The sequence below is a fragment of the Streptomyces sp. GD-15H genome (assembly GCF_045291515.1).
Taxonomy (GTDB): Bacteria; Actinomycetota; Actinomycetes; order Streptomycetales; family Streptomycetaceae; genus Streptomyces.
In genome coordinates this window covers 7,384,830-7,407,070 of sequence record NZ_CP149447.1, presented here as the reverse complement: position 1 = coordinate 7,407,070, position 22,241 = coordinate 7,384,830, and the positions used below count along the sequence as shown (strand labels likewise).

Here is a 22,241-nt window from a genome sequence, read left to right as displayed (position 1 = left end):
TGCCAGGGCTTCGGCTGGGAGACCCACCTGCGCTTCTGGAACCGCGCACCCGTGGCAAGGCGGTCGTGGTCATCACCCATCTGGTCTTCGAGCAGGCACGCTCCGACCTGCTCGCCGATTCGTCGACGGACGGCTCGTCGCGCGTACCGCCACCGCCGACGGGAGCGCCGTCGGCGCGAGTGTGGAGGGGGTCGGCCATGCCGGTGCCTGACACCGGGCAACTCCGTCCGTTGTACCGGCAGTTCCCCACGGCGCTGCGGTTCTCGCTGCGCGACCAGACCCGCAACCGGCTGGCCGGGCTGCTCCTCGCGCTCTTCGTCCCTGCTCGTGGGCGCGCTGGCCGCCGGTGAGACGCTGGACTTCAAGCGGTACGCCACCGACGAAATGCTGCACGTCGATGGTGGCCGTCCCACCCTGATCACGGCGGGGCTCAACTGCGTCACGGTGATCGCGGGGTTCGTGGTCTTCGACGCCGTCCGCAAGGCGCTCGCCTTCGACCGGCGGCTCGTCCCGAGCGGGTTCCGGTCCGGGTTGACCCTCGACCTTGTCGAGGCAGCAGGGTCTCGGGTGTGGAGAGCGAGATGCGCAGCATCGGTGAGATGGCCCGGGACAGCGGCCTGAGCGTGAGCGCCCTGCGGTTCTACGACCGTGCGGGGGTACTGGTCCCCGCCTGGGTGGACCCGGTCAGCGGCTACCGCTGGTACGCCCCCGGGCAGTTGGACGAGGCCAGGCTGCTGGCGCGGTTGCGCCGGGCCGGGATGCCGCTGGCCGACATCCGGCTGGTGCTGGCCGGCTGGGCCGGCGCGGACACCGATCTCGTACGGCAGCTCCTGGAGGCGCACCTGCGCCGGCTGGAACAGGGGTTGTCCGATGCCCGTGGTGAGTTCTTCACGCTCCGCGCTCTACTCGACGACAGGGAGAAACCCATGACCTCGCTCCGTACCTCCTCGGCCCGGCCGGCCATCCCCTCGCCCGAGCTGGCCGCCGCGTTGGACGCGGTCCGTTTCGCCGCCAGTACGGATCCGGAGCTGCCGATGCTCGGCGGGGTCCTGTTCGACATCGAGGGCGACGCCCTGCGCCTCGTGGCGACCGATCGGTACCGGCTGGCCGTCGCGCATGCCGCGGTCACCGGGCACGGCGGGCCCCGCGTGCAGGTGATCGTGCCCCTGCCGCTCGTCGACGCGATGCGGGCGCTGGCCGGCGGCACCGAACCCGTCCGGCTCGCCGTGGACGGTGACCGGGTGACGCTGGAGACCGAGAGCGGCCGTCAGGTGGCCGGTCAGTGCCTCGACCACGAATTCCCGGACTACCGGCGCCTGGTCCATCTGCCGACCGGGCGGCGCGCTCTCGTCGACGTGGCTGCCTTCCGGGAAGCGGTCGGGACGGGTCCTGTCCGTACCGGCGAGGTGCGTGAGCACGACGGGGTGTCCTACGACGTCAGCGTGCTCGCGGTCGCCGACGACGGCACCGTGATCCTCTGCGAGGACGGTGAGGACGGCCAGGAGCGCGTCGCCGTCAACCGCGAGTTCCTGCTGCACGCCCTCGACGCCGGGGCCCGCGACCGGCTGACCCTGGAGTTCGGCGCCTCCACGGCACCGCTCGCCATCCGCCGGCCCGACGACGAGGACACCTTCTCGCTGCTGATGCCGGTCCGACTGGACAACCAGGCCTGAGTCCCGGGGGCCGGGCCGGGCAGCGGGTACAGCGGGATCGGGGAGAACCGCAGGCGCCCGGCGAGGCGTCCCGGCAGACCGAGTCCGGGAATGATCGCGCCGAACTCGATCAGGAAGAGCGCGGAGGAGTGCACGCGCTCACTCCCGCCCGAGGATCTCGGCGGCGGTCTCGATGCCCTCGCGGGTGCCGATGACGATGAGTGTGTCGCCGCCCGCCAGCCGGAAGTCCGGTGTCGGGGACGGGATCGCCTCGGCCCGCCGCAGCACGGCCACGATCGAGGCGCCGGTGTCGGTGCGCATCCTGGTCTCGCCCAGCATCCTGCCGTTCCAGTGGGAGGCGGCGGACAGCTCGATGCGCTCCGCGACCAGGCCCAGGTCGGTCGTGTGCAACAGGTTCGAGCTGTGGTGGGCGGGCATCAGCGCGTCGATCAGGGCGGCCGACTCGGCGACGTTCAGCCGCAGCGACTGGGCGCAGGCGTCCGGGTCGTCGGAACGGTAGATGTTGACCGTGCGTGCGCCGTCCCGGTGCGCGATCACGGAAAGGTGCTGGCGCTCACGCGTGGTGAGGTCGTATTTCACGCCGATGCCCGGCAGCGGCGTGGTGCTCATCCGTGGAGCAGGCACAGCCCATCCCCTTCCCGGTTTCTTCCGATCATCCGTCGTTCTGGGCGGGGGATCCCTCGTCCGACTGGTGGTCAGCCCCCATGGAAGACATGGTGTCATCCCGTCACTTCGTCGAGATGATGGGCCTTACCACGGATGGACAACGCTCGTGGCGGACTCGACCCGCACGGGGCGGGCACCGGAGGTTCCGATCGCCCCGGAGGTGTGGCCCGTCGGGCCCATGGCTGCGGGGCTTCGCCGTGGGACGATTGGTGTGACATACCGATTGGGGAAGCGTGATGAGTCGTACGGTCGTTGTGGGAGTCGATGGATCGGCCTCGAGCCTGGCCGCGGTGGGCGCGGCGGCCGGGGAGGCCCAGCGGCGCGGGGCCGGGCTGCGGGTGGTGCACGCGTTCCTCTGGCCTGCCATGCATGTGCCGCTGGGCCCCTCGCCGCTGGGTCCGCCCGGGGGCGGTCTGCAGACCATGGTCGATCGGCTGGTGGACGAGGCGGTGGAGCACGCCAGGTCGGTGGCACCGGACGTGGACGTCTCGCACACCGTGGTGACGGGAGAACCGCTGACCGTGCTGGAGGCGCAGTCCGCCTCCGCGGAACTCGTGGTCGTCGGATCCCGGGGGATGGGGGGTTTCGTCGGGCTTCTGGTGGGGTCGACGGCGGTGCACCTGGCGGCTCACGGGCGGTGCCCGGTACTGGTCGTGCGTGAGCCGGGAGCGGCGGACGGACCGGTCGTGGTCGGAGTCGACGGTTCCCCGGCGAGCGCGAAGGCGATCGACTTCGCCTTCGCCGAGGCGTCTCTGCACGGAGCCGAACTGGTCGCGCTGCACTCCTGGACCACCTGGAACGCGCCGGCGCCGACCCCACAGGATGAGAAGGCTTCTTACGCGAGCGAGCCCGGCGGTCTGAAGGCCGGCGAGGAGCGTCTGCTGTCGGAGGCACTGGCCGGGCACCAGGAGCGGTACCCCGGTGTGAAGGTCCGGCACGAGCTCGTACACAGCGGCACCCGCGAAGCACTCATCGAAGCGAGCCGTACGGCTCGGTTGCTGGTGGTCGGAGCCCGGGGGCGGGGCGGATTCACCGGGCTGCTGCTCGGCTCGGTCAGCCAGGCGATGCTGCACCACGCCCACTGCCCGGTGGCCGTCGTCCGCGGCGGCAGCGGGGAGACGGAGGGGGAGGGGGACGCGTAGGGCGTCCCCTTCGGGGTTTCCGGGCCGCCGGGCTCCGGGCCGGTACGGCGCCCTGCCCGCGGGTACTCGGTGCTCGCGGGCGTCACGGGGGATGCACGTCACGGGGGATGCACCCGCATCGGGTGTACCGGCCCGGACGGGAGTGAGCAGTGGATGACACGGTGATCGTCGGAGTGGACGGATCGCCGTCCAGTCTCGCCGCGGTGGGTGTCGCGGCCCGTGAAGCGCACCTGCGCGGCGCGCAGTTGCGGATCGTGCACGCCTTCAGTCGCTCCTCCGACCTGGACCCGATGATCCACGGCGTCCTGGCGCGGGCGGAACAGCAGGCCGCTGACGTGGCGCCGGGTCTGGAGGTGACCAGGACCGTGGCGTCCGGGGACACCCTGACGGTGCTGCGGAGCGAGTCGCGCCACGCGGTACTGGCGGTGCTCGGCGGACGGGGCCGCGGCGGGTTCGGGGGCCTGCTGCTGGGCTCGACGGTCGTGCAGTTGGCCGCCCACGGGTACTGCCCGGTCATGGCGGTCCGGGGACGCCCGGATCCGCAGGGGCCCGTGCTCCTCGCCGCGGACGGCTCGGCAGCCGGTGCGGCGGCGGCCGAATTCGCCTTCGTCGAGACGGCGCTGCGCGGGGCCCGGCTGGTCGCACTGCACGTGTGGAACACCTGGAACGAGCCGACACCCTACGAGGGCCCCGGCGACCCGCTCAACGTGGTGGTGGACCTGGACCAGCTCCGCGAGAAGCACCGGCGCCGACTGGAGGAGGCCCTGGCTCCATGGCGGGCCGCTCATCCGGAGGTGCCCGTGGAACCGCTCGTGGAGCGGTCCCGGGTGCGACACGCGCTGCTGGACGCCAGCAGGGAGGCTCAGTTGCTGGTGACCGGGGCCCGGGGGCACGGCGGCTTCACCGGGATGCTGCTGGGCTCGGTGAGCCAGGCACTGCTCTACCACGCCGACTGCCCCGTCACCGTCGTCCGCGGCGAGCAGTGACCGAACGGGGACGGTGCCGTCGGACGTGATGACGTCCATGCACCTCGACGGCACGATGGGACCATGTACACGACGTGTGTCTCCCGTCAGCTGAACGCGCCCCGCCCGGTGGTCTACCGGGCGCTGGTGAGCGCGGAGGCGATCGCGCGGTGGCGGGTGCCGTCGGGTATGCGGGGCGAGGTGCACGAGTTCGAGGCGCGCGAGGGCGGCCGGTTCCGGATCTCGCTCACGTACGACGCACCGGACGCGCCGGGCAAGTCCGCCGAGCGCACCGACACGTACCACGGCCACTTCGCGAGACTCGTGCCGGGCGAGCAGGTGGTGGAAGTGCTCGAGTGCGAGACGGAGGACCCCGCGCTGCGCGGGACGATGACCATGACCACCACGCTCACCGACACCGACGACGGCGGCACCGCCGTCCTGGTGGTCCACGAGGGCGTCCCCGACGCCGTGCCCGCCGCCGACAGCGAAGCGGGCACCCACTGGGCGCTGGCGCATCTCGCCCGGTTCGTCGAAGCGGGCGGTGCCGGTTCCGGGTAGGGCCCGCTCCGTCGGTCACCGGCCTGCCGGACGATCTGTCTACCGGCCTCCGAGGAAGCTCAGCCGGACCCGGCGGTCGGGGTTGTCGCGGTTGGTGTCGACCAGGCACACGGACTGCCACGTGCCCAGCTCCAGTTGGCCGCCCAGTACGGGCAGGGTGGCGTGCGGCGGGACGAGGGCGGGCAGGACGTGGTCGCGGCCGTGGCCGGGGCTGCCGTGGCGGTGCTGCCAGCGGTCGTCGGCCGGCAGCAGGGTGTGCAAGGCGGCCAAGAGGTCGTCGTCGCTGCCGGCACCGGTCTCGATGACGGCGATGCCGGCGGTGGCGTGCGGCACGAAGACGTTGAGCAGTCCGTCGCGGTCGGCCGCCACCTCCCGCAGGAAGGACTCGCAGTCACCGGTGAGGTCGACGATCCGCTCCGCGGAACCGGTGGCGAGGTTCAGGACCCGGGTGTTGAAGGCATCTGACATGGCTTCCATCCTGGCCCATGTGCCGGGGGTCTTCGAAGAACTGATCCCCTGAGTGGCGGTAACGGTTCGCGGGAAGACGTGCCCCCCCAGCAGCGTTAGTAGAAATATGAACTACATGAGCGAGGCTGAGGTGGGCGAGGTCCAGGCAGTGGTCATAGGCGCCGGACAGGCAGGACTGTCCAGCGCCTATCATCTGCGGCGCACCGGGTTCGAGCCGGACCGCGACTTCGTGGTGCTCGACCACAACCCCGGCCCCGGCGGCGCCTGGCGGTACCGCTGGCCCTCGCTCACGTACGACAAGGTGCACGGGATGCACTCGCTGCCCGGTATGGAACTCACGGACGCCGACCCGGCCCGGCCGTCCTCCGAGGTCATCACCGAGTACTTCGACCGCTACGAGCGGATGTTCGACCTGCGGGTACGGCGGCCGGTGAAGGTCCGGGCGGTGCGGGAGGGAACCGGCGGGCGGCTGCTCGTGGAGACCTCGGCGGGTACCTGGTCGACGCGGACGCTGATCAACGCCACCGGTACCTGGAACCGGCCGTTCTGGCCGCGCTACGAAGGTCAGGAAACTTTCCTGGGAAGGCAGTGGCACACCGCGCAGTACCCGGGTCCCGAGGCGTTCGCCGGTCAGCGGGTGGTCGTGGTGGGGGAGGCGCCTCGGCCACCCAGCATCTGCTGGAGGTCGCCCCGCACGCGGCGGCCACCACCTGGGTGACCCGGCGGCCGCCGGTCTTCCACGAGGGCCCCTTCGACGAGGACGCGGGACGGGCGGCCGTGGCACTGGTCGAGGAGCGGGTACGGCAGGGGCTGCCGCCGCGCAGCGTCGTCTCGGTGACGGGACTGCCGATGAACGACGCGATCCGCCAGGGTCTCGCCAACGGCGTCCTGGACCGGCAGCCGATGTTCGACCGGATCACGCCGGAGGGGGTGGAATGGGCACGGGGGTCCCCCCTGCTCGTGGGGGTCCCCCCTGCTCGAGCGAAGTCGAGAACTTGGGGGAGCAGCCGAGAGCTCGGGGGAGGACGGCGAGTGGCGGCCGACGTCATTCTGTGGGCCACCGGGTTCCGTCCCGCCATCGACCACCTCACTCCGCTGCGACTGCGGGAACCGGGCGGCGGCATCCGCGTCGAGGGCGCCCGGGCGGTCGCCGACCCCCGCGTCCACCTCGTCGGCTACGGCCCCTCGGCCAGCACCGTCGGCGCCAACCGCGCCGGGCGCGCGGCCGTACGGGACATCAGGCGCCTGCTGGCGGAGGAGCACGTCGCGGCCTGACGCCGCTCGCGGGTGGCCGTGCCGGCGGCCGGTGCCGACCGGCTCACTTCGCGGGCTGGTCGCTCGCCTTCCCCTCCCCGTCCTCTCCCCCTTCTCCTTCTCCTTTGCCTTTTCCTTCTTCTGCTGCGCGCGGGACTCGGCGACGTTGCTCTGGTGTTCCTTGTAGTCGGCGGTGAAGCGGGTGTCGCCCGGTTTGACCGTGACGAAGTACAGCCAGTCGCCCGGCGTCGGGTTGATCGCCGCCCGCATCGCGTCCTCGCCGGGGTTGTCGATCGGGGTGGGCGGCAGCCCCATGCGCGTATACGAGTTGTAGGGGCTGTCGACCTCGGTGTCCGCCTCGGTGGTGCGCGGTGTCGAACGGCCCAGGGCGTAGTTGACCGTCGAGTCCATCTGCAGGGGCATACCCCGCTCCAGCCGGTTGAAGATCACCCGGGCCACCTTGCCCATGTCGGACTTGGTGGACGCCTCCGCCTGGACGATGCTCGCGATGGTGACGGCCTGATAGACGTTCATCGCGTTGCGCTGCGCACCGGCGGCGATCGGGGCGCCGTTGAACTTCTTGTTGGCGGTGTCGACCATCAGCGACAGCAGTTGTTCCGGTCTCGTCCTCTCCTTCAGCGGATAGGTCGCCGGGAAGAGATAGCCCTCCGGGTTCCCCTCGGCGTCGCTCGGCAGTTTGAGGGCGGCCTTCGCGAGGGACTTCTTCGTACTCCCCGCGGGCAGTTGGAGGGCCTTGTCGACGGCCGCGTACACCTGGCTCGCCCGTCGGCCCTCCGGGATCACCAGGGTGGTGGGGCGGGAATCGCCGTCGTCGCCCAGGGTCAGCAGGGGCACCGCCACGGCGGTGCCGGCCACGACGGCCCCGGTCGCGATGAGGGCGAGTCGGCCCCGGCGCGTCAGTCGGATCGTGTTCCGTGACGGAGTGTTCTTCTGCATGCGGGCACGGTAACCCCCACAAGGCCACAAACCCGGCATATTTTCATCTTGTCGGCTCCAGTTGGGCGTCCCTGCGGACGAGACCCGCGTAGCGCCCGTCCAGCTCCAGCAGTTCCTCGTGCGTGCCGCGTTCGACCACCCGGCCCGCGTCGAGCACCACGATCTGGTCGGCGCCGCGAACGGTGGACAGCCGGTGGGCGATGGTGAGCGTGGTGCGGTTGGCCGACAGCGCGTCGATGGCCTGCTGGACGGCGGCCTCGGTACGGGTGTCGAGCGCGCTGGTCGCCTCGTCGAGGACGAGGACCGGCGGGTCACGCAGGATGGTCCGGGCGAGCGCCAGACGCTGCTTCTCACCACCGGAGAAACGGTGACCGCGCTCTCCCACGACCGTGTCGTACCCGTCGGGCAGGGCGGCGATGTGGTCGTGGATCTGGGCCGCGCGGGCCGCCGCGTGGAGTTCCTCGTCGGTGGCGTCGGGCTTGGCGAAGCGCAGGTTGTCGGCGACGGAGGCATGGAAGAGATACGTCTCCTGGGAGACGACGCCGACCGCGCGCGCCAGGGTGTCGAAGTCGAGGTCGCGCACGTCCACCCCGTCGAGGGCGACCCGGCCGGAGGTGACGTCGTACAGCCGGGGCACGAGGTGGCCGAGCGTGGACTTGCCGGCGCCGGTCGAGCCGACCACGGCGAGGCTGGTGCCGGCGGGGACGGTGATGTCGACGCCGTCGAGGACGGGGCCGTCCTTGCCGTCGTAGCCGAAGGTGACGTTCTCGAACCGGACCTCGCCGCCGACCCGGTCGAGGCGGACCGGCTCCGCGCGTTCGGTGATGTCGATGGGGAGGTCGAGATACTCGAAGATGCGCTGGAACAGCGCGAGCGACGTCTGGATCTGGACACCGGTCGACAGCAGGCTCACCGCCGGTCGGAACAGGCCCTGCTGAAGCGAGACGAAGGCGACGATCGTCCCGATGGAGACGCCGGGCCCGCCCGTCCGCAGGGCGATGCCCGCGGTCCAGTAGATGATGGCGGGCATGGCGGCCATGACGATCGTGATGACGGCCATACGCCAGCGGCCGGCCATGTTCGACCGCACCTCCAGGTCCACCAGGCGTTCGGACTCGTCGGCGAAGGCGCTGGTCAGGGAGTCGGAGCGGCCCATGGTGCGGCCGAGCAGGATGCCGCTGACCGACAGCGACTCGGTGACCGTGGCGGCCATCGAGGCCATCTGCTTCTGGCGTTGGGTGGTGATCTTCTTGCGTTCGTTGCCGACGCGGCGGCTGATCCACACGAACACCGGCAGCAGGACCAGCGAGACGACGGTCAGCCGCCAGTCGAGGACGAGCATCGCGACGATGGTGGCGACGACGCTGGTGAGGTTGGAGACCAGCGAGGTCGCCGTCGAGGTCACGGTGGCCTGCATGCCGCCGATGTCGTTGGCGATGCGGGACTGGACCTCGCCGGTGCGGGTGCGCGTGAAGAAGGCGAGCGACATGCGCTGGAGCCGGTCGTAGACCGCGGTGCGCAGATCGTGCATGACACGCTGACCGACGGTCGTGGAGATCAGCGTCTGGAGCACTCCGAAGACGCTGGTGAGGACGGCGCTGAGGATCATGCCGAGGGCGAGCAGGCTGAGCAGTCCGGTCCGGCCCTCGGGGATCGCGACGTCGAGGATCGCCTTCAGCAGGAACGGGGTGGCGACCGAGACGAGGGACGCCGCCCCGACGAGCAGGCCGACGATCGCGAGACGGCCCCGGTAGGGACGGAACAGCTTCAGGATGCGGCGCACCTGCCGGGGCTGTTCCCCGGCGCCCGCGGGTGCGCTCCAGACGGGTTCGCGATCGGGATGCATGGTCTCCTTCGGGAACTGGCAGCAGGGAGCGGGAGGGAACAAGGAGCTGGGAACGGCGCCTGGTACCGGGCACGACGGAACCAGCGGAGCCTAGCTCATTGTTACCTATGCTCACAATGAGCGGCATCCTGATATTGTTCCGCACATGACGACCCCCGACCCCGACGGCCTGCTGGCCGAGCAGCTGCTTCGGCTGACCCGCCGGGTGCACCGCATCCAGAAGCGTCATCTGGTGCGGCGCGAACTGGGCATCACCCCGGCCCAGTCCCGGTTGCTGCGCACCCTTGCCCACTATGCCTCGCCGCCGCGCATGGCCGACCTGGCCGAGCGGCTGGAGGTGGTGCCGCGAGCGGTGACGACGCTGGTCGACGGGCTGGAGGCGAGCGGCAAAGTACGTCGGGTGCCCGATCCGGCCAATCGGCGGGTGATCCGGATCGAGCTCACCGACGACGGGCACACCGCCCTGCGGGAGCTGCACACCGCGCGCCGGGCCGCCGCTGAGGAGATTCTGGCTCCGCTGGCGGACGAACAGCGTGAGGCCCTCGGCGGGTTGCTGGACACCCTGATCGACGGAACGGTGGCCGCGCCTCAGCAGGACGACACGTCCTGCTGAGGCAGCGCGCCGTGAGCGTCCGGAGCTCCGCGCCGTGACCGTCCGACGGGCCGCACAGCGGTCGTCCGATCCGCCGCGCCGTGCCCGTCCGACGCGGGCAGCCGGTTCCGTGCGGTCTCGTGGAAAACCGTTTGCCTTCCCGCACGCAGCGGGGTCAACCTGTCACGGTTTGCTGCCGCAGTCGTCCGCGGACGACGCACAGCCCCGCCTCCGCGAGTCACTGGGACGTCATGCAGATCCAAGACCTTCCGTATCCCGATCCGGGCGTGCCCGATGCCCGCTCGGGTCCCCGATTCCTGTGGTGGCTCTTCCGGAATCAGCTCTCCGGCCAGCTCAGGTCCCTGGCCTGGGGACTGCTGCACTTCGTTGCCATCGCCTCGCTGCCGTTCTGCGTGGGCGTCGGCGTCCAAGCCGCCGTCGACCGCTCCGGTGCCCGGCTGGCACTGGCCGGCGGGCTCATGGCGCTGGCGTGCGCCGGCAATGCCGTCGGCGACACCTTCCTGCACCGGGCCGCCGTCACCAACTGGATCACCGCGGCCGCCCGCGTGCAGCAGTTGCTCGCCCGCAGGACCGCGGCCCTGGGGTCCGTGCTGACCCGGCGTGTCGCGGCCGGCGAGGTCATGGCCGTCTCCACCGGTGACGTCGAGAAGATCGGCTGGTTCGTGGAGGCCCTGTCGCGGTTCACCGCGGCGGTGGTCACCCTCGTGGTGGTCTGTGTCGGCCTGCTCGTCCTCCAGCCCGCGCTCGGCGTGGTCGTCGTCGTGGGGGTGCCCCTGCTGGCGATCGCGGTACTGCCCCTGCTGCCGCACGCCACCCGGAGGGCCGACGTCCAGCGTGAGAAGGCCGGCCGGGCCACGGAACTCGCCTCGGACACCGTCGCCGGGTTGCGGGTGCTGCGCGGCATCGGCGGCGAGGAACTGTTCCTCGACCGCTACCGGCGCGCGTCCCAGGGAGTCCGCCACGCGGCCGTGCGCAGTGCCCGGATGTGGTCCCTCATCGCGGCGGTCCAGGTGCTGCTGCAGGGAATCCTGCTGATCACCGTGGTCTGCTACGGCGTCCACCTGGCCCGTGAGGGGCGCATCGCGGTGGGTGAACTGGTCACCGTCTACAGCTCGGTCATGCTGCTCGCCTATCCTCTGCGGCACTTCGCGGAGATCGCCATGGCGTACTCCTTCTCACGGCCTTCGGCCACTCGCGCGGCGCGTGTGCTGGCGCTGGAGCGGGCCACGGACACCTCGGGCGCGCGGTCCGCCGGGACGCCCACCGGTGACCTGTACGACCCGGTGACCGGTCTGCTCGCCCCCGCGGGCCGGCTCACCGCCGTGGTGTGCGGGGATCCGGACGCGGCGGGGCGGCTGGCCGAACGGCTCGGCGGGCATGCGGCAGCCGCCGTGCGGGACGGTTCGGTGCTGCTCGGCGGGGTGCCGCTCGACGAGCTGACACTGGACTCCGCCCGCGGCGCCGTCCTCGTGCAGGACAAGGACCCGGTGCTGCTGTCCGGCACGCTGCGCGAGCTGCTCGACGTACCCGCGTCCGGTGCCGTCGGAGCGCGCGAGGCCCTGGAGGCCGCACAGTGCGGGGACGTGCTGGCGGCACTCGTGCAGGGTTCGCCGGCCGCCTCGGACCCGATGGACGCGCTGATCACCGAACGCGGACGGTCCCTCTCCGGCGGTCAGCGCCAGCGGCTCTCACTGGCCCGGTCGCTGGTCACCGACCCGGAAGTGCTCGTACTGGACGAGCCGACCTCCGCCGTCGACTCGCACACCGAGGCCCGTGTCGCACAGGGCCTGCGTGAACTGCGGGCGGGCCGCACCACCGTGGTGTTCGCCTCGTCGCCGCTACTGCTCGACCGGGCCGACCAGGTGGTCTTCCTGTACGACGGGAAGGTCGTGGCGGTCGGCGGCCACCGCGAGCTGGTCCGTACCGAGCCCCGGTACCGGGCCGTGGTGACACGCGAGACGGACGACGAGGCGACCACGCCGGACAAGGACCCGCGCGAGAACGGCGCCCGCCATGACCGGCTGGACTCACGGAAAGGTCGCGACGACCTGAAGGACGTCGAAGACCTGAACGACCTGAACGACCTGAACGACCTGAACGGCCTGGAAGAACTCGAAGAGATCGAGGAGACGGCATGATCGGCGTGGCGCCACCGGCCTACGACCCGGCGGCCCCCACCACGGCCGGCACCCTGCCCGTGGGTGCCCCCGCCACCGTCCGCGCCTACGTGGCCGAGCTGCTCCGCAGGCACCGCCGGGCCTTCGCACTGCTGATCACGGTGAACACCGTCGCGGTGGTCTCCTCGATGGTCGGCCCGTATCTGCTGGGCGGTCTGGTGGAGCGGGTGTCGGACCGGACGCGGGAGCTCCACCTGGGGCTCACCGCCGGACTGTTCGTGCTCGCGCTGATCGTCCAGGCGGTGTTCGTCCGGCAGGTCCACCTGCGCGGGGCGGTACTTGGCGAGCGGATGCTGGCCGATCTGCGCGAGGACTTCCTGGTGCGGTCGGTCGGGCTGCCCCGGGAGTGCTGGAACGCGCCGGAACCGGTGATCTGCTGTCCCGGATCACGACCGACATCGACCGGCTCGGCAACGCGATGCGCGAGGCCGTGCCCCAGCTGGCCATCGGTGTGGTGTGGGTGGCGCTGCTGCTGGGCGGGCTGGTCGTCACGGCGCCCGAACTGGCGCCGGCCGTGCTGGTGGCCGTTCCGCTGCTGGTGGCCGGCTGCCGCTGGTACTTCCGGCGGGCGCCGGCCGCGTACCGCTCGGAGGCCGCCGGGTACGCCGCCGTGGCCGCGGCGCTCGCCGAGACCGTGGACGCGGGGCGGACGGTGGAGGCCCACCGCCTCAGTGAGCGCCGAGTGGCGCTGTCGGACCAGCGGGTGCGGGAGTGGACGGCCTGGGAGCGTTACACGCTCTGGCTTCGGTCGGTGCTCTTCCCGGTCGTCAACATCACCCACGTGACCGTGATCGGCTCGGTGCTGATGATCGGTGGTGTGTTCGTCCTGCAGGGCTGGATCGGTGTCGGCCAGCTGACGACCGGGACGCTGCTCGCCCAGATGCTCGTCGACCCGGTCGGGCTGATCCTGCGCTGGTACGACGAGTTGCAGGTGGCCCAGGTGTCGCTGGCCCGGCTGGTCGGGGTCCGGGAGATCGAGCCCGACGCCGGTGACACCGCCCTGGTCCCCGACGGACGCCATGTGCATGCGGAGCAGGTGCGCTTCGGCTACCACGAGGGCGTCGACGTGCTGCGCAAGGTGTCGCTCGAGGTCGCCCCCGGCACCCGGCTGGCGCTGGTCGGCCCGTCCGGCGCCGGCAAGTCCACTCTGGGCCGGCTGCTCGCCGGGATCTACGCGCCCCGGGACGGCACAGTGACCCTGGGCAGCGCCGAGCTGTCCCGGATGACCGCGGAACGGGTCCGTAGCCATGTGGCCCTCGTCAACCAGGAGCACCACGTCTTCGTGGGCTCCCTGCGCGACAACCTGCGGCTCGCCCGGACGGACGCCGAGGACGCCCAGCTGTGGGCGGCACTCGGCGCGGTCGACGCGGACGGCTGGGCACGTGCGCTCGACGACGGTCTCGACAGTGAGGTCGGCTCGGGAGGGCTCACGCTCACCCCGGCCCAGGCCCAGCAGGTCGCGCTGGCCCGCCTGGTGCTGGCCGACCCGCACACGCTGGTCCTGGACGAGGCGACCTCGCTGCTCGACCCCCGCGCGGCGCGGCATCTGGAACGCTCCCTGGCTCGCGTCCTCGACGGCCGCACCGTCGTCGCCATCGCCCACCGCCTGCACACCGCCCATGACGCGGATGTCATCGCCGTCGTCGAGAACGGCCGCATCAGCGAGCTGGGCAGCCACGACGAGCTGGTCGCCGCGGACGGCGCGTACGCGGCACTGTGGCGTTCCTGGCACGGGTGAGGCCACGGCGGCCCCGCCCAGGAGAGCGCCGTGCCGTTGCGCGGAGCCGAATCCGGGTGGAAGGCTGGAGTCAGGCACCGGCTCGGGGAACACCCGGGGGCTCCGGAGGATCGGGGCGCGGGTGAAGCCAGTGCTCCGTGCAGGTGCGGGCCACGGCGGGAACGGGCCCGTCGCCCCCTGGAGGTATCCGTGAACAGTGCCGGCGGTTGGGGAGACGATGTCTACCAGCCCGACGGGTCCGAGGTTCAGGACGACGCCGGACTGCTCGATGCCGAGGACACTCTCGTGGACGACGGCGTCGGCGATCCCCTCGACCGGGGCTGGTCCCCTCCCGAGCGGCCGTGGGCCGTGGAGCACCGCGGTGTGACGGCGGCGGAGGGCCGCGCGGGCGAGACCCTGGACCAGCGGCTCGCCGAGGAACTGCCCGATCTCGCGGCTTCCGACGGCGACGGTCTCGGCGACAGCGAGGGCACCGACGGCGAGCTCCTGGACAACGAGGTCGGTGCCGCACGCTCCGGCCGGCTCGTCGCTCCCGACGAAGGGGCACACGAGGACGAGGAGACCGCCCTGGTGGCCACGGACGTCGGTATCGACGGCGCGGCGGCCTCGGCCGAGGAAGCCGCCATGCATGTCGTCGACGAGGACACCCTGCCCGGGTGATTCGCCGTTCCCCCGTCCCTTCCCCGTCACCAGGCGGAGCACGTCGCACGAGTCGCACGAGGAGCTTTCATGCAGCAGGACAAGCACCCCGACTACCACCCCGTCGTCTTCCGCGACCGGTCCGCCGGTTACGCCTTCCTCACCCGGTCCACCGCGACCAGCGAGCAGACCATCGAATGGGACGACGGCGAGACCTACCCGGTGGTGGAGGTGGAGATCTCCTCGGAGAGCCACCCCTTCTACACGGGCAAGGCGCGCACCGTGGACACGGAAGGGCGCGTCGCCCGCTTCGAGCGCCGGTACGGCGGTGAGGGCTCCGGGTGAGACCCCGGGCGGGCCGGGGATCACCACCTCAGATCACGTTGAGCGCCGCCGCGCACCCCACCCCGCCGAGCAGCATGAAAGCCGGCATCAGCACCTTGAGCTCCACCCAGCTGCCCGCCCGGAACCGCATCGCCTTCGGCGGGCCTATGGGGTACCAGCGCTTGCGGCCCACCGGTATGGGCCACAGGATCGGGCAGCCGGAGACGGTCAGCGCGTCCCCTATGTCGTGGACCAGCGCGCCCAGGACGATCGGCAGTCCCAGCCACAGGTACTCCTGGCCCGGTGCCGTGAACAGCCAGGCGGCGCCGTGGCCCGGCTGGTCCAGGATGCCCGCGAGGATCCACGCGCTGGTCGCGGCGAGCAGCCACACCAGTACATCGCTGCTGGCGCCCCGGGTCGCCCGCCACAGCAGGCCCTCGATGGCCAGCACCATGTGGACGAAGAGGATCGCCAGCACCGCCCACCGGCCGCAGGTGACCGCCAGAACGGAGGTGCCCCCACCGATCATGACCGCCCACAGCCAGGTGTGGGTGAGGGTGCGGTGGCCGCCGGTACGGCGCGGGTCGCCCGGCTTCTTGGTGGCCTTGTAGACGGCGTACGACAGCTTGTCGACGATCTCGCACAGTCTCCGGGAGACGGGCCCGAAGGCCCGGGATATCGTCGCCGCCTTGTGGTCCAGGTCCGGGGCGAGGGCGGCACCGGCGCAGATGAGAGCGCCGACCAGTAGCACCGGCCAGGGCATCGGTTTTCCTGCGGCGGCCGTCGCCGCGCCCACACCGAGCCATGCCGCGGCGCCCGACAGTGAGTGTGCTGGTCCCATCATCCCCGTTGCCGCCCCATTGCTCGTGTACCGCTGTCCAGTTGACCAGGTGCGCTGACGCTCCTCGGCGACACAGCGTAGCCTTCGCGATCTTCGTTCCCGAATCCGATTCCCACGCGGGGCCGGACGGCAGGCAAGATGGGGGGTGTGACCCTTATCGATCAGCTGCCGCCGACCGCCGACCCCGACGCCCTGTACGAAGCCTTCGAGTCGTGGGCCGGGGAACGTGGCCTCACGCTCTATCCCCACCAGGAGGAGGCGCTGATCGAGGTGGTCTCCGGGGCGAATGTGATCGTCTCGACGCCCACCGGCTCGGGCAAGAGCATGATCGCGGCGGCCGCCCACTTCGCCGCGTTGGCGCGGGACGAGGTCACCTTCTACACGGCCCCCATCAAAGCTCTGGTCTCGGAGAAGTTCTTCGAGCTGTGCAAGATCTTCGGCACGGAGAACGTCGGCATGCTGACCGGCGACGCGTCCGTCAACGCCGACGCTCCGGTCATCTGCTGCACCGCCGAGGTGCTGGCGTCGATCGCGCTGCGCGACGGCAGGAACGCCGACGTCGGCCAGGTCGTCATGGACGAGTTCCACTTCTACGCGGAGCCGGACCGCGGCTGGGCCTGGCAGATCCCGCTGCTGGAACTGCCGCAGGCGCAATTCGTCCTGATGTCGGCGACGCTCGGTGACGTCTCCTTCTTCGAGAAGGACCTCGCCCGCCGCACCGACCGCCCCACCTCGGTGGTACGCTCGGCGACCCGCCCGGTGCCGCTGTCCTACGAATACCGCTACACGCCGCTCACCGAAACGCTCACGGATCTGCTGACGGCCCGGCAGGCTCCGGTCTACATCGTGCACTTCACGCAGGCACAGGCGGTGGAGCGGGCCCAGGCGCTGATGAGCATCAACATGTGCACGCGCGAGGAGAAGGACCGGATCGCCGATCTGATCGGCAACTTCCGCTTCACCACCAAGTTCGGCCGCAACCTCTCCCGCTACGTCCGGCACGGCATCGGTGTGCACCACGCCGGCATGCTGCCCAAGTACCGGCGGCTGGTGGAGAAGCTCGCGCAGGCCGGTCTGCTGAAGGTCATCTGCGGTACGGACACGCTGGGCGTAGGTGTCAACGTCCCGATCCGCACGGTGCTGTTCACCGCCCTGACCAAGTACGACGGAAATCGGGTGCGCACGCTGCGGGCCCGTGAGTTCCATCAGATCGCGGGCCGCGCCGGACGGGCCGGTTTCGACACCGAGGGGTTCGTCGTCGCCCAGGCCCCCGAGCATGTCGTCGAGAACGAGAAGGCACTGGCCAAGGCGGGCGACGACCCGAAGAAGCGTCGCAAGGTCGTCCGCAAGAAGGCGCCCGAGGGCTTCGTCGCCTGGTCGGAGCAGACCTTCGAGAAGCTCATCGGCTCCGATCCCGAGCCGCTGACCTCCCGTTTCCGGGTGACGCACACGATGCTGCTGTCGGTGATCGCCCGGCCCGGCAACGCCTTCGAGGCGATGCGGCATCTCCTCGAGGACAACCACGAGCCGCGCAAGCAGCAGCTGCGGCACATCCGGCGGGCGATCGCCATCTACCGCTCGCTGCTGGACGGCGGCATCGTCGAGAAGCTGGACGCGCCGGACGCCGAGGGCCGGATCGTCCGGCTGACCGTGGATCTTCAGCAGGACTTCGCGCTGAACCAGCCGCTGTCCACCTTCGCGCTGGCCGCGTTCGAGCTGCTGGACCCCGACTCGCCGTCGTACGCGCTCGACATGGTGTCCGCGGTGGAGTCCACGCTGGACGACCCGCGCCAGATCCTCGCCGCCCAGCAGAACAAGGCACGCGGCGAGGCGGTCGCCGCGATGAAGGCGGACGGCGTCGAGTACGAGGAGCGCATGGAGCGCCTCCAGGACATCACGTACCCGAAGCCGTTGGAGGAGCTGCTCTTCCACGCGTACCACACCTACCGCAAGAGCCATCCCTGGGTGGGCGACCATCCGCTGTCGCCGAAGTCCGTGGTACGGGACATGTACGAACGGGCGATGTCTTTCACGGAGTTGGTGTCCCACTACGAGCTGGCCCGCACCGAGGGCATCGTGCTGCGGTACCTCGCCAGCGCCTACAAGGCCCTGGAGCACACCGTCCCGGACGATCTGAAGTCCGAGGATCTCCAGGACCTGATCGCCTGGCTGGGCGAGATGGTGCGTCAGGTCGACTCCAGTCTGCTGGACGAGTGGGAGCAGCTGGCCAACCCCGCGGAGATGACCGCCGAGGAGGCCCAGGAGAAGGCCGACCAGGTCAAGCCGGTCACCGCCAACGCGCGTGCCTTCCGCGTCCTGGTCCGCAACGCCATGTTCCGCCGGGTCGAGCTCGCCGCTCTGGACCAGGTCAACGCGCTGGGCGAGCTGGACGCCGAAGCCGGCTGGGACGCCGATGCCTGGGGCGAGGCGATGGACAAGTACTGGGACGAGTACGAGGAACTCGGCACCGGCCCCGACGCCCGCGGTCCCAAGCTGCTGCTGATCGAGGAGGAGCCGGCCAACGGGCTGTGGCGGGTCCGGCAGATCTTCGACGATCCGAACGGCGACCACGACTGGGGCATCAGCGCGCAGGTCGACCTCACCGCTTCCGACGCGGAGGGCCGCGCGGTCGTCCGGGTCACCGATGTCGGCCAGCTGTGAGCACAGGAGCGTTCCTCCCATGACGAACCCGACCGAGAGCCTCGTCGACCTGCTCGACCTGGAGCAGATCGAGGTCAACATCTTCCGGGGCCGCAGTCCGCAGGAGTCGCTGCAGCGGGTCTTCGGGGGCCAGGTGGCCGGCCAGGCCCTGGTCTCCGCGGGCCGCACCACCGAGGGCGACCGCCCCGTGCACTCGCTGCACGCGTACTTCCTGCGCCCGGGGCGCCCCGGGGTGCCGATCGTGTACGAGGTGGAACGGGTGCGGGACGGGCGGTCGTTCACGACCCGCCGGGTCACCGCCGTGCAGCAGGGGCGCACGATCTTCAATCTCACCGCTTCCTTCCACAAACCTGAACAGGGGAGTTTCGAGCACCAGCTGCCGCCGGCCCGCGCGGTCCCGGACCCCGAGTCGCTGCCGACGGTCACGGACGAGATCCGCGCGCATTTGGGCACGTTGCCGGAGCAGTTGGAGCGGATGGCCCGCCGCCAGCCCTTCGACATCCGCTACGTGGACCGGCTGCGCTGGAACGGGGACGACGTCAAGGACGCCGAGCCGCGCAGCGCCGTGTGGATGCGCGCGGTCGGCCCGCTCGGCGACGATCCGCTGGTGCACACGTGCGCCCTGACCTACGCCAGCGACATGACCTTGCTGGACGCCGTCCGGATCCCGGTGGAACCGCTGTGGGGTCCGCGCGGTTTCGACATGGCGTCGCTGGACCACGCCATGTGGTTCCACCGCCCGTTCCGTGCGGACGAGTGGTTCCTGTACGACCAGGAGTCGCCGATCGCCACGGGCGGGCGAGGGCTGGCCCGCGGGCGGATCTACGACCGTGCGGGGCGGATGCTGGTGTCCGTCGTCCAGGAGGGGCTGTTCCGGGCGTTGTAGGTCAGCGGGCCGGTCGCCGGCTTCTGCCGCGCCACCGGCCTAGCAGTGCGCGGAACGCCCCGCACGGCCGCGCGGGCTCCCCGAGGGCCTGTCGGGCGGGTGCGGGGCGGCGTCGTGCACGGGTAGGTGCGGGACGGGGCGCCGACCGGTGTTCCCGGGCCTCGGCCAGCAGCCGTACGAGGTCCGCCTGAAGCCAGGCGATCTCGTCGGGGTCCTGAGCCGTCATGAGGGACTCCGCGAGGACGGCGGCAGGTGAGCCCGGGGCGCCGTGGGAGGGCCACTCCGGGCGGAACCGGTCGAGGTGGGAGCGCTCGTCGGGGTCCTTGACGACGTCGGAGATGCGCGGCGGGTCGAGCAGGGACGCGACGGCACCGGCACGGGACCACGGGTCGGTGGTTCGGCGGAGCAGGATTCCCAGGCGGCGGTTGCGCCAGTTGCGGGCCCGCAGGTCGAGGCCTGTGTCGAGCTGTCCCCTGAGGTGCTCGGGAGTGCGGCCCCTCAGCAGCGGGGTGTTCTTCTCGTCGGCCGTGAACTGCCGTAGGTCCTCGGCGAGATAGAGCCAGACCACGGCGCGGTAGCGGTTGAGGGAGAACTTCGCGGGGACCAGCAGTCCCAGCCGCGCCAGCCACGTGAACCGGGCCTTCGTCACCCCCATGAGCAGCGCGCCCTCCGTGGTGCCGACGGCCCTGACGCTCTCGCGCAGGGCCGTCGGGTGGCCGGGTCGGGCGAGGAGCCGTTCGAGTTCGGCCCGGTCGACCCGGCGGCCGGCTCCCCGCTCGCCGGGGGCGGTGCGGATGCGACCGAGGTCCACGGCGAGGGCGAACTCGCTCCGGTTGAGGCCGAGTTCCCGTGCCGCACGGCTTGTCGTGACCCAGCCGTCGGGTGCTGCGCGATTCCCGCCGGCGCCAGGCCCGGCAGGCGGCCCGGCCGAGGCGGTCGCGGTAGGTGTAGTGGTCCTGGCGGGCGTGGTCGTCGTGATGGCGTGCGTGGCGGTGTGCGCGGACATGCTCGTCTCCCCCGTGGAGTGTGCACGGCTGACGCGGTGTGCGCCGACCCGGAGAAAACCGTAACCGATCCATCACTCTTCGTGACATGCTTGTGGATAACTCCGCAGAGGTCGACGAACGTGCAGGTCAGTTCCCTGTGAGACCGTTGGAGCCCGGTCGGCGGGCGTCCACGTCCAGATGTTCTCCGACCCGGTTGACCAGGAGGGTCATCTCGTAGGCGACCCGTCCGATGTCGGCCTCGGCCCCACTGAGCACGCACAGGCAGCTGCAGGCGCCGGCCGCGGTGACGAAGAGCATGGCGTCGTCGAACTCAATCATCGTCTGGCGCATTCCGCCCGCACCGAAGTGCTGTCCGGATCCCTTGGCGAGGCTGTGCAGTCCGGACGACACGGCCGCCAGGTACTCCGCGTCCTCGCGGCGCAGTCCCGTGCTCGTCCCGGTCACCAGTCCGTCGTTGGACAGGACCAGGGCGTGCCGCACCTGCTCGACACGCTGGGTCAGGTCGTCCAGCAGCCAGTCGAGTCCCCGATTTTGCGTCATTTCGCGAATCTCCCCCTTGCTCTTCCCCGTGACGGTTCTCGTGGTCCTGTCCGTGAGCCCTTCCGTTCGCTTCCCCCGTGCGGTGTGTCCCCTGACGGGGAGATCCCCTTGGCCAGCCTTCCCCACGACCGGGCGCCGGGCAAGGAGGACAGGAGCCATGGGGCAGAAGATGACCGACGAAGAGTGGCGCGAGTTCGTCTCGCGCGGAACCCGCACCGGCAAGCTCTCCACCGTGCGCGCCGACGGCAGTCCGCACGTGATGCCGATCTGGTTCGTGCTGGACGGGGACGACGTGGTGTTCAACACCGGCAAAGAGACGGTGAAGGGACGCAACCTGGCCCGTGACGGGCGGGTGGCCCTGTGCGTGGACGACGACCGGCCGCCGTTCGACTTCGTGGTGCTGCGCGGTCGGGCGCAGATCGCGGAGGGCCCCGAGGAGCTGGTGCGCTGGGCCACCCGGATCGCCACGCGGTACATGGGCCAGGACCGCGCCGCTGAGTTCGGTGCGCGCAACGGCGTACCGGGCGAACTCCTCGTCCGGATCGCCATCGAGAAGGTCCTGTCGGAGAAGGGCGTCGCGGCCTGATCAGTCGTGCCGTGCGGCGCCCGGGGGGTGAGCCCCCACGACGCCCGGACGGTGTGGTCCGGGCCCCGTCCGGTGGGGGATCATGCAGGACATGAGCGACGACCACACACACGTCCAGGAGTTCTTCACCGCGCGTGCCGCCGACTGGGACCGTCGTTTCCCCGACGACGGTCCGGCCTACGCGGCCGCGGTCGCCGACCTCGGGCTGTGCGAGGGCGACCGGGTGCTCGACGCGGGCTGTGGCACCGGACGGGCCCTGCCGCCGCTGCGTGCCGCGGTGGGCTCCTCGGGAACGGTCCTCGGGGCGGATCTGACGCCGGCCATGCTGCGGGAGGCCGCGGCCACCGGACGGGACGGCGACGGCACACTGCTGCTCACCGACGTCGCCGCGCTGCCCCTGCGCTCGGATTCGCTCGACGCCGTGTTCGCGGCGGGCCTCATCGCACACCTGCCCCACCCGGCCGAAAATCTCCGTGAGCTGGCGCGGGTGGTGCGTCCCGGTGGGGTGCTCGCGTTGTTCCACCCGATCGGCAGGGCCGCGCTCGCCGCGCGCCAGGGCCGCTCGATCACCCCGGACGATCTCCGCGTGGAGCACAACCTCCGTCCGCTGCTGGCAGGTTCGGGCTGGCGCATGACGTCGTACGCCGATGAGGACGCGCGGTTCCTGGCGCTGGCCGTCCGGGAGGACTGACCTCTT

The 22,241-nt window shown here is 71.2% G+C and carries 20 protein-coding genes and 4 pseudogenes; 16 read left to right on the top strand and 8 right to left on the bottom strand.

All coding sequences use genetic code 11. The annotated features are described in order from the left end of the window. The first annotated feature begins 65 nt into the window (after positions 1-65). The 3 genes from WJ438_RS34990 to WJ438_RS34980 are packed head-to-tail and all read left to right on the top strand — an operon-like array spanning position 66 to position 1,673. Entirely contained in the window at positions 66-350 is a 285-nt protein-coding gene (locus WJ438_RS34990) for a hypothetical protein (RefSeq protein WP_406728762.1), read from the top strand. Continuing rightward, positions 328-621, top strand: coding sequence for a hypothetical protein (locus WJ438_RS34985; RefSeq protein ID WP_406728761.1), 294 nt, complete (start codon positions 328-330; stop codon positions 619-621). The genes WJ438_RS34990 and WJ438_RS34985 overlap by 23 nt, the downstream gene beginning before the upstream one ends. Further along, a complete protein-coding gene (locus WJ438_RS34980; RefSeq protein WP_406728760.1) occupies positions 582-1,673 on the top strand; it encodes a MerR family transcriptional regulator in 1,092 nt (363 codons plus the stop codon). The genes WJ438_RS34985 and WJ438_RS34980 overlap by 40 nt, the downstream gene beginning before the upstream one ends. Before the next feature lie 2 nt (positions 1,674-1,675). Here the strand turns inward: WJ438_RS34980 and WJ438_RS34975 are convergent. Together WJ438_RS34975 and WJ438_RS34970 are read right to left on the bottom strand one after the other, a co-directional pair. Beyond that, positions 1,676-1,807, bottom strand: a pseudogene (locus WJ438_RS34975) (cation:proton antiporter); the annotation flags it as partial. Between the two features lie 4 nt (positions 1,808-1,811). Continuing rightward, positions 1,812-2,282: a cation:proton antiporter regulatory subunit gene (locus tag WJ438_RS34970; RefSeq protein WP_406728759.1), complete on the bottom strand. Its 471-nt coding sequence runs from the start codon at positions 2,280-2,282 to the stop codon at positions 1,812-1,814. Positions 2,283-2,575: 293 nt separating this feature from the next. Here WJ438_RS34970 and WJ438_RS34965 point away from each other — a divergent pair, with 293 nt between their 5' ends. The 3 genes from WJ438_RS34965 to WJ438_RS34955 all read left to right on the top strand — a co-directional run bounded on the left by WJ438_RS34965 (position 2,576) and on the right by WJ438_RS34955 (position 5,007). Next, positions 2,576-3,481: a universal stress protein gene (locus WJ438_RS34965; protein ID WP_406728758.1), complete on the top strand. Its 906-nt coding sequence runs from the start codon at positions 2,576-2,578 to the stop codon at positions 3,479-3,481. 149 nt (positions 3,482-3,630) lie between these two features. Next, entirely contained in the window at positions 3,631-4,467 is an 837-nt protein-coding gene (locus WJ438_RS34960) for a universal stress protein (RefSeq protein ID WP_406728757.1), read from the top strand. Positions 4,468-4,530: 63 nt separating this feature from the next. After that, on the top strand, positions 4,531-5,007 hold the full coding sequence (locus tag WJ438_RS34955) for an SRPBCC domain-containing protein (RefSeq protein ID WP_406728756.1): 477 nt from the start codon (positions 4,531-4,533) through the stop codon (positions 5,005-5,007). Between the two features lie 39 nt (positions 5,008-5,046). On the opposite strand, the gene WJ438_RS34950 is transcribed toward WJ438_RS34955, so the two are convergent. Then, positions 5,047-5,475 (bottom strand): YjbQ family protein, encoded by a 429-nt coding sequence (locus WJ438_RS34950; RefSeq protein WP_406728755.1) that lies wholly within the window; start codon positions 5,473-5,475, stop codon positions 5,047-5,049. A 115-nt stretch (positions 5,476-5,590) separates the two neighbouring features. Between WJ438_RS34950 and WJ438_RS34945 the strand changes: the two are divergent. Next, positions 5,591-6,750 (top strand): annotated as a pseudogene (locus tag WJ438_RS34945) (NAD(P)-binding domain-containing protein). A 114-nt stretch (positions 6,751-6,864) separates the two neighbouring features. Here the strand turns inward: WJ438_RS34945 and mltG are convergent. Together mltG and WJ438_RS34935 are read right to left on the bottom strand one after the other, a co-directional pair. Continuing rightward, positions 6,865-7,686 (bottom strand): annotated as a pseudogene (gene mltG / locus WJ438_RS34940) (endolytic transglycosylase MltG); the annotation flags it as partial. Positions 7,687-7,729: 43 nt separating this feature from the next. Beyond that, positions 7,730-9,532 (bottom strand): ABC transporter ATP-binding protein, encoded by a 1,803-nt coding sequence (locus tag WJ438_RS34935; protein WP_406728754.1) that lies wholly within the window; start codon positions 9,530-9,532, stop codon positions 7,730-7,732. A 145-nt stretch (positions 9,533-9,677) separates the two neighbouring features. Between WJ438_RS34935 and WJ438_RS34930 the strand changes: the two genes are divergently transcribed. From WJ438_RS34930 to WJ438_RS34910, 5 genes and pseudogenes are all read left to right on the top strand, one after another. Beyond that, the gene (locus tag WJ438_RS34930) at positions 9,678-10,145 is read left to right on the top strand and encodes a MarR family winged helix-turn-helix transcriptional regulator (RefSeq protein WP_406728753.1); all 468 of its coding nucleotides are present in this window, start codon (positions 9,678-9,680) and stop codon (positions 10,143-10,145) included. Between the two features lie 230 nt (positions 10,146-10,375). Beyond that, a complete protein-coding gene (locus WJ438_RS34925) occupies positions 10,376-12,283 on the top strand; it encodes an ABC transporter transmembrane domain-containing protein (RefSeq protein ID WP_406728752.1) in 1,908 nt (635 codons plus the stop codon). Then, positions 12,280-14,060 (top strand): annotated as a pseudogene (locus WJ438_RS34920) (ABC transporter ATP-binding protein). Before WJ438_RS34925 ends, WJ438_RS34920 begins: the two are co-directional and overlap by 4 nt. A 189-nt stretch (positions 14,061-14,249) precedes the next feature. Beyond that, a complete protein-coding gene (locus WJ438_RS34915) occupies positions 14,250-14,720 on the top strand; it encodes a DUF5709 domain-containing protein (RefSeq protein WP_406728751.1) in 471 nt (156 codons plus the stop codon). A gap of 69 nt (positions 14,721-14,789) precedes the next feature. Next, on the top strand, positions 14,790-15,044 hold the full coding sequence (locus tag WJ438_RS34910; RefSeq protein WP_109380703.1) for a type B 50S ribosomal protein L31: 255 nt from the start codon (positions 14,790-14,792) through the stop codon (positions 15,042-15,044). Between the two features lie 28 nt (positions 15,045-15,072). Here WJ438_RS34910 and WJ438_RS34905 read toward each other — a convergent pair whose 3' ends face one another. Beyond that, positions 15,073-15,867, bottom strand: a complete 795-nt coding sequence (locus WJ438_RS34905; protein ID WP_406728750.1) for a metal-dependent hydrolase — start codon at positions 15,865-15,867, stop codon at positions 15,073-15,075. A 144-nt stretch (positions 15,868-16,011) separates the two neighbouring features. On the opposite strand from WJ438_RS34905, the gene WJ438_RS34900 reads away from it, so the two are divergent. Both WJ438_RS34900 and WJ438_RS34895 read left to right on the top strand, forming a co-directional pair. Beyond that, entirely contained in the window at positions 16,012-18,525 is a 2,514-nt protein-coding gene (locus tag WJ438_RS34900; RefSeq protein ID WP_406728749.1) for a DEAD/DEAH box helicase, read from the top strand. A gap of 19 nt (positions 18,526-18,544) precedes the next feature. Further along, positions 18,545-19,411 (top strand): acyl-CoA thioesterase, encoded by an 867-nt coding sequence (locus WJ438_RS34895; protein ID WP_406728748.1) that lies wholly within the window; start codon positions 18,545-18,547, stop codon positions 19,409-19,411. A 1-nt stretch (position 19,412) separates the two neighbouring features. Here WJ438_RS34895 and WJ438_RS34890 read toward each other — a convergent pair whose 3' ends face one another. Then, entirely contained in the window at positions 19,413-20,417 is a 1,005-nt protein-coding gene (locus tag WJ438_RS34890) for a DUF6397 family protein (RefSeq protein WP_406728747.1), read from the bottom strand. A gap of 127 nt (positions 20,418-20,544) precedes the next feature. Beyond that, on the bottom strand, positions 20,545-20,958 hold the full coding sequence (locus tag WJ438_RS34885; protein ID WP_406728746.1) for a roadblock/LC7 domain-containing protein: 414 nt from the start codon (positions 20,956-20,958) through the stop codon (positions 20,545-20,547). A 157-nt stretch (positions 20,959-21,115) separates the two neighbouring features. Between WJ438_RS34885 and WJ438_RS34880 the strand changes: the two genes are divergently transcribed. Together WJ438_RS34880 and WJ438_RS34875 are read left to right on the top strand one after the other, a co-directional pair. Further along, positions 21,116-21,544, top strand: coding sequence for a PPOX class F420-dependent oxidoreductase (locus WJ438_RS34880; RefSeq protein ID WP_406728745.1), 429 nt, complete (start codon positions 21,116-21,118; stop codon positions 21,542-21,544). Positions 21,545-21,635: 91 nt separating this feature from the next. Continuing rightward, on the top strand, positions 21,636-22,235 hold the full coding sequence (locus WJ438_RS34875) for a class I SAM-dependent methyltransferase (protein WP_406728744.1): 600 nt from the start codon (positions 21,636-21,638) through the stop codon (positions 22,233-22,235). The last annotated feature ends 6 nt before the right edge of the window (positions 22,236-22,241 follow it).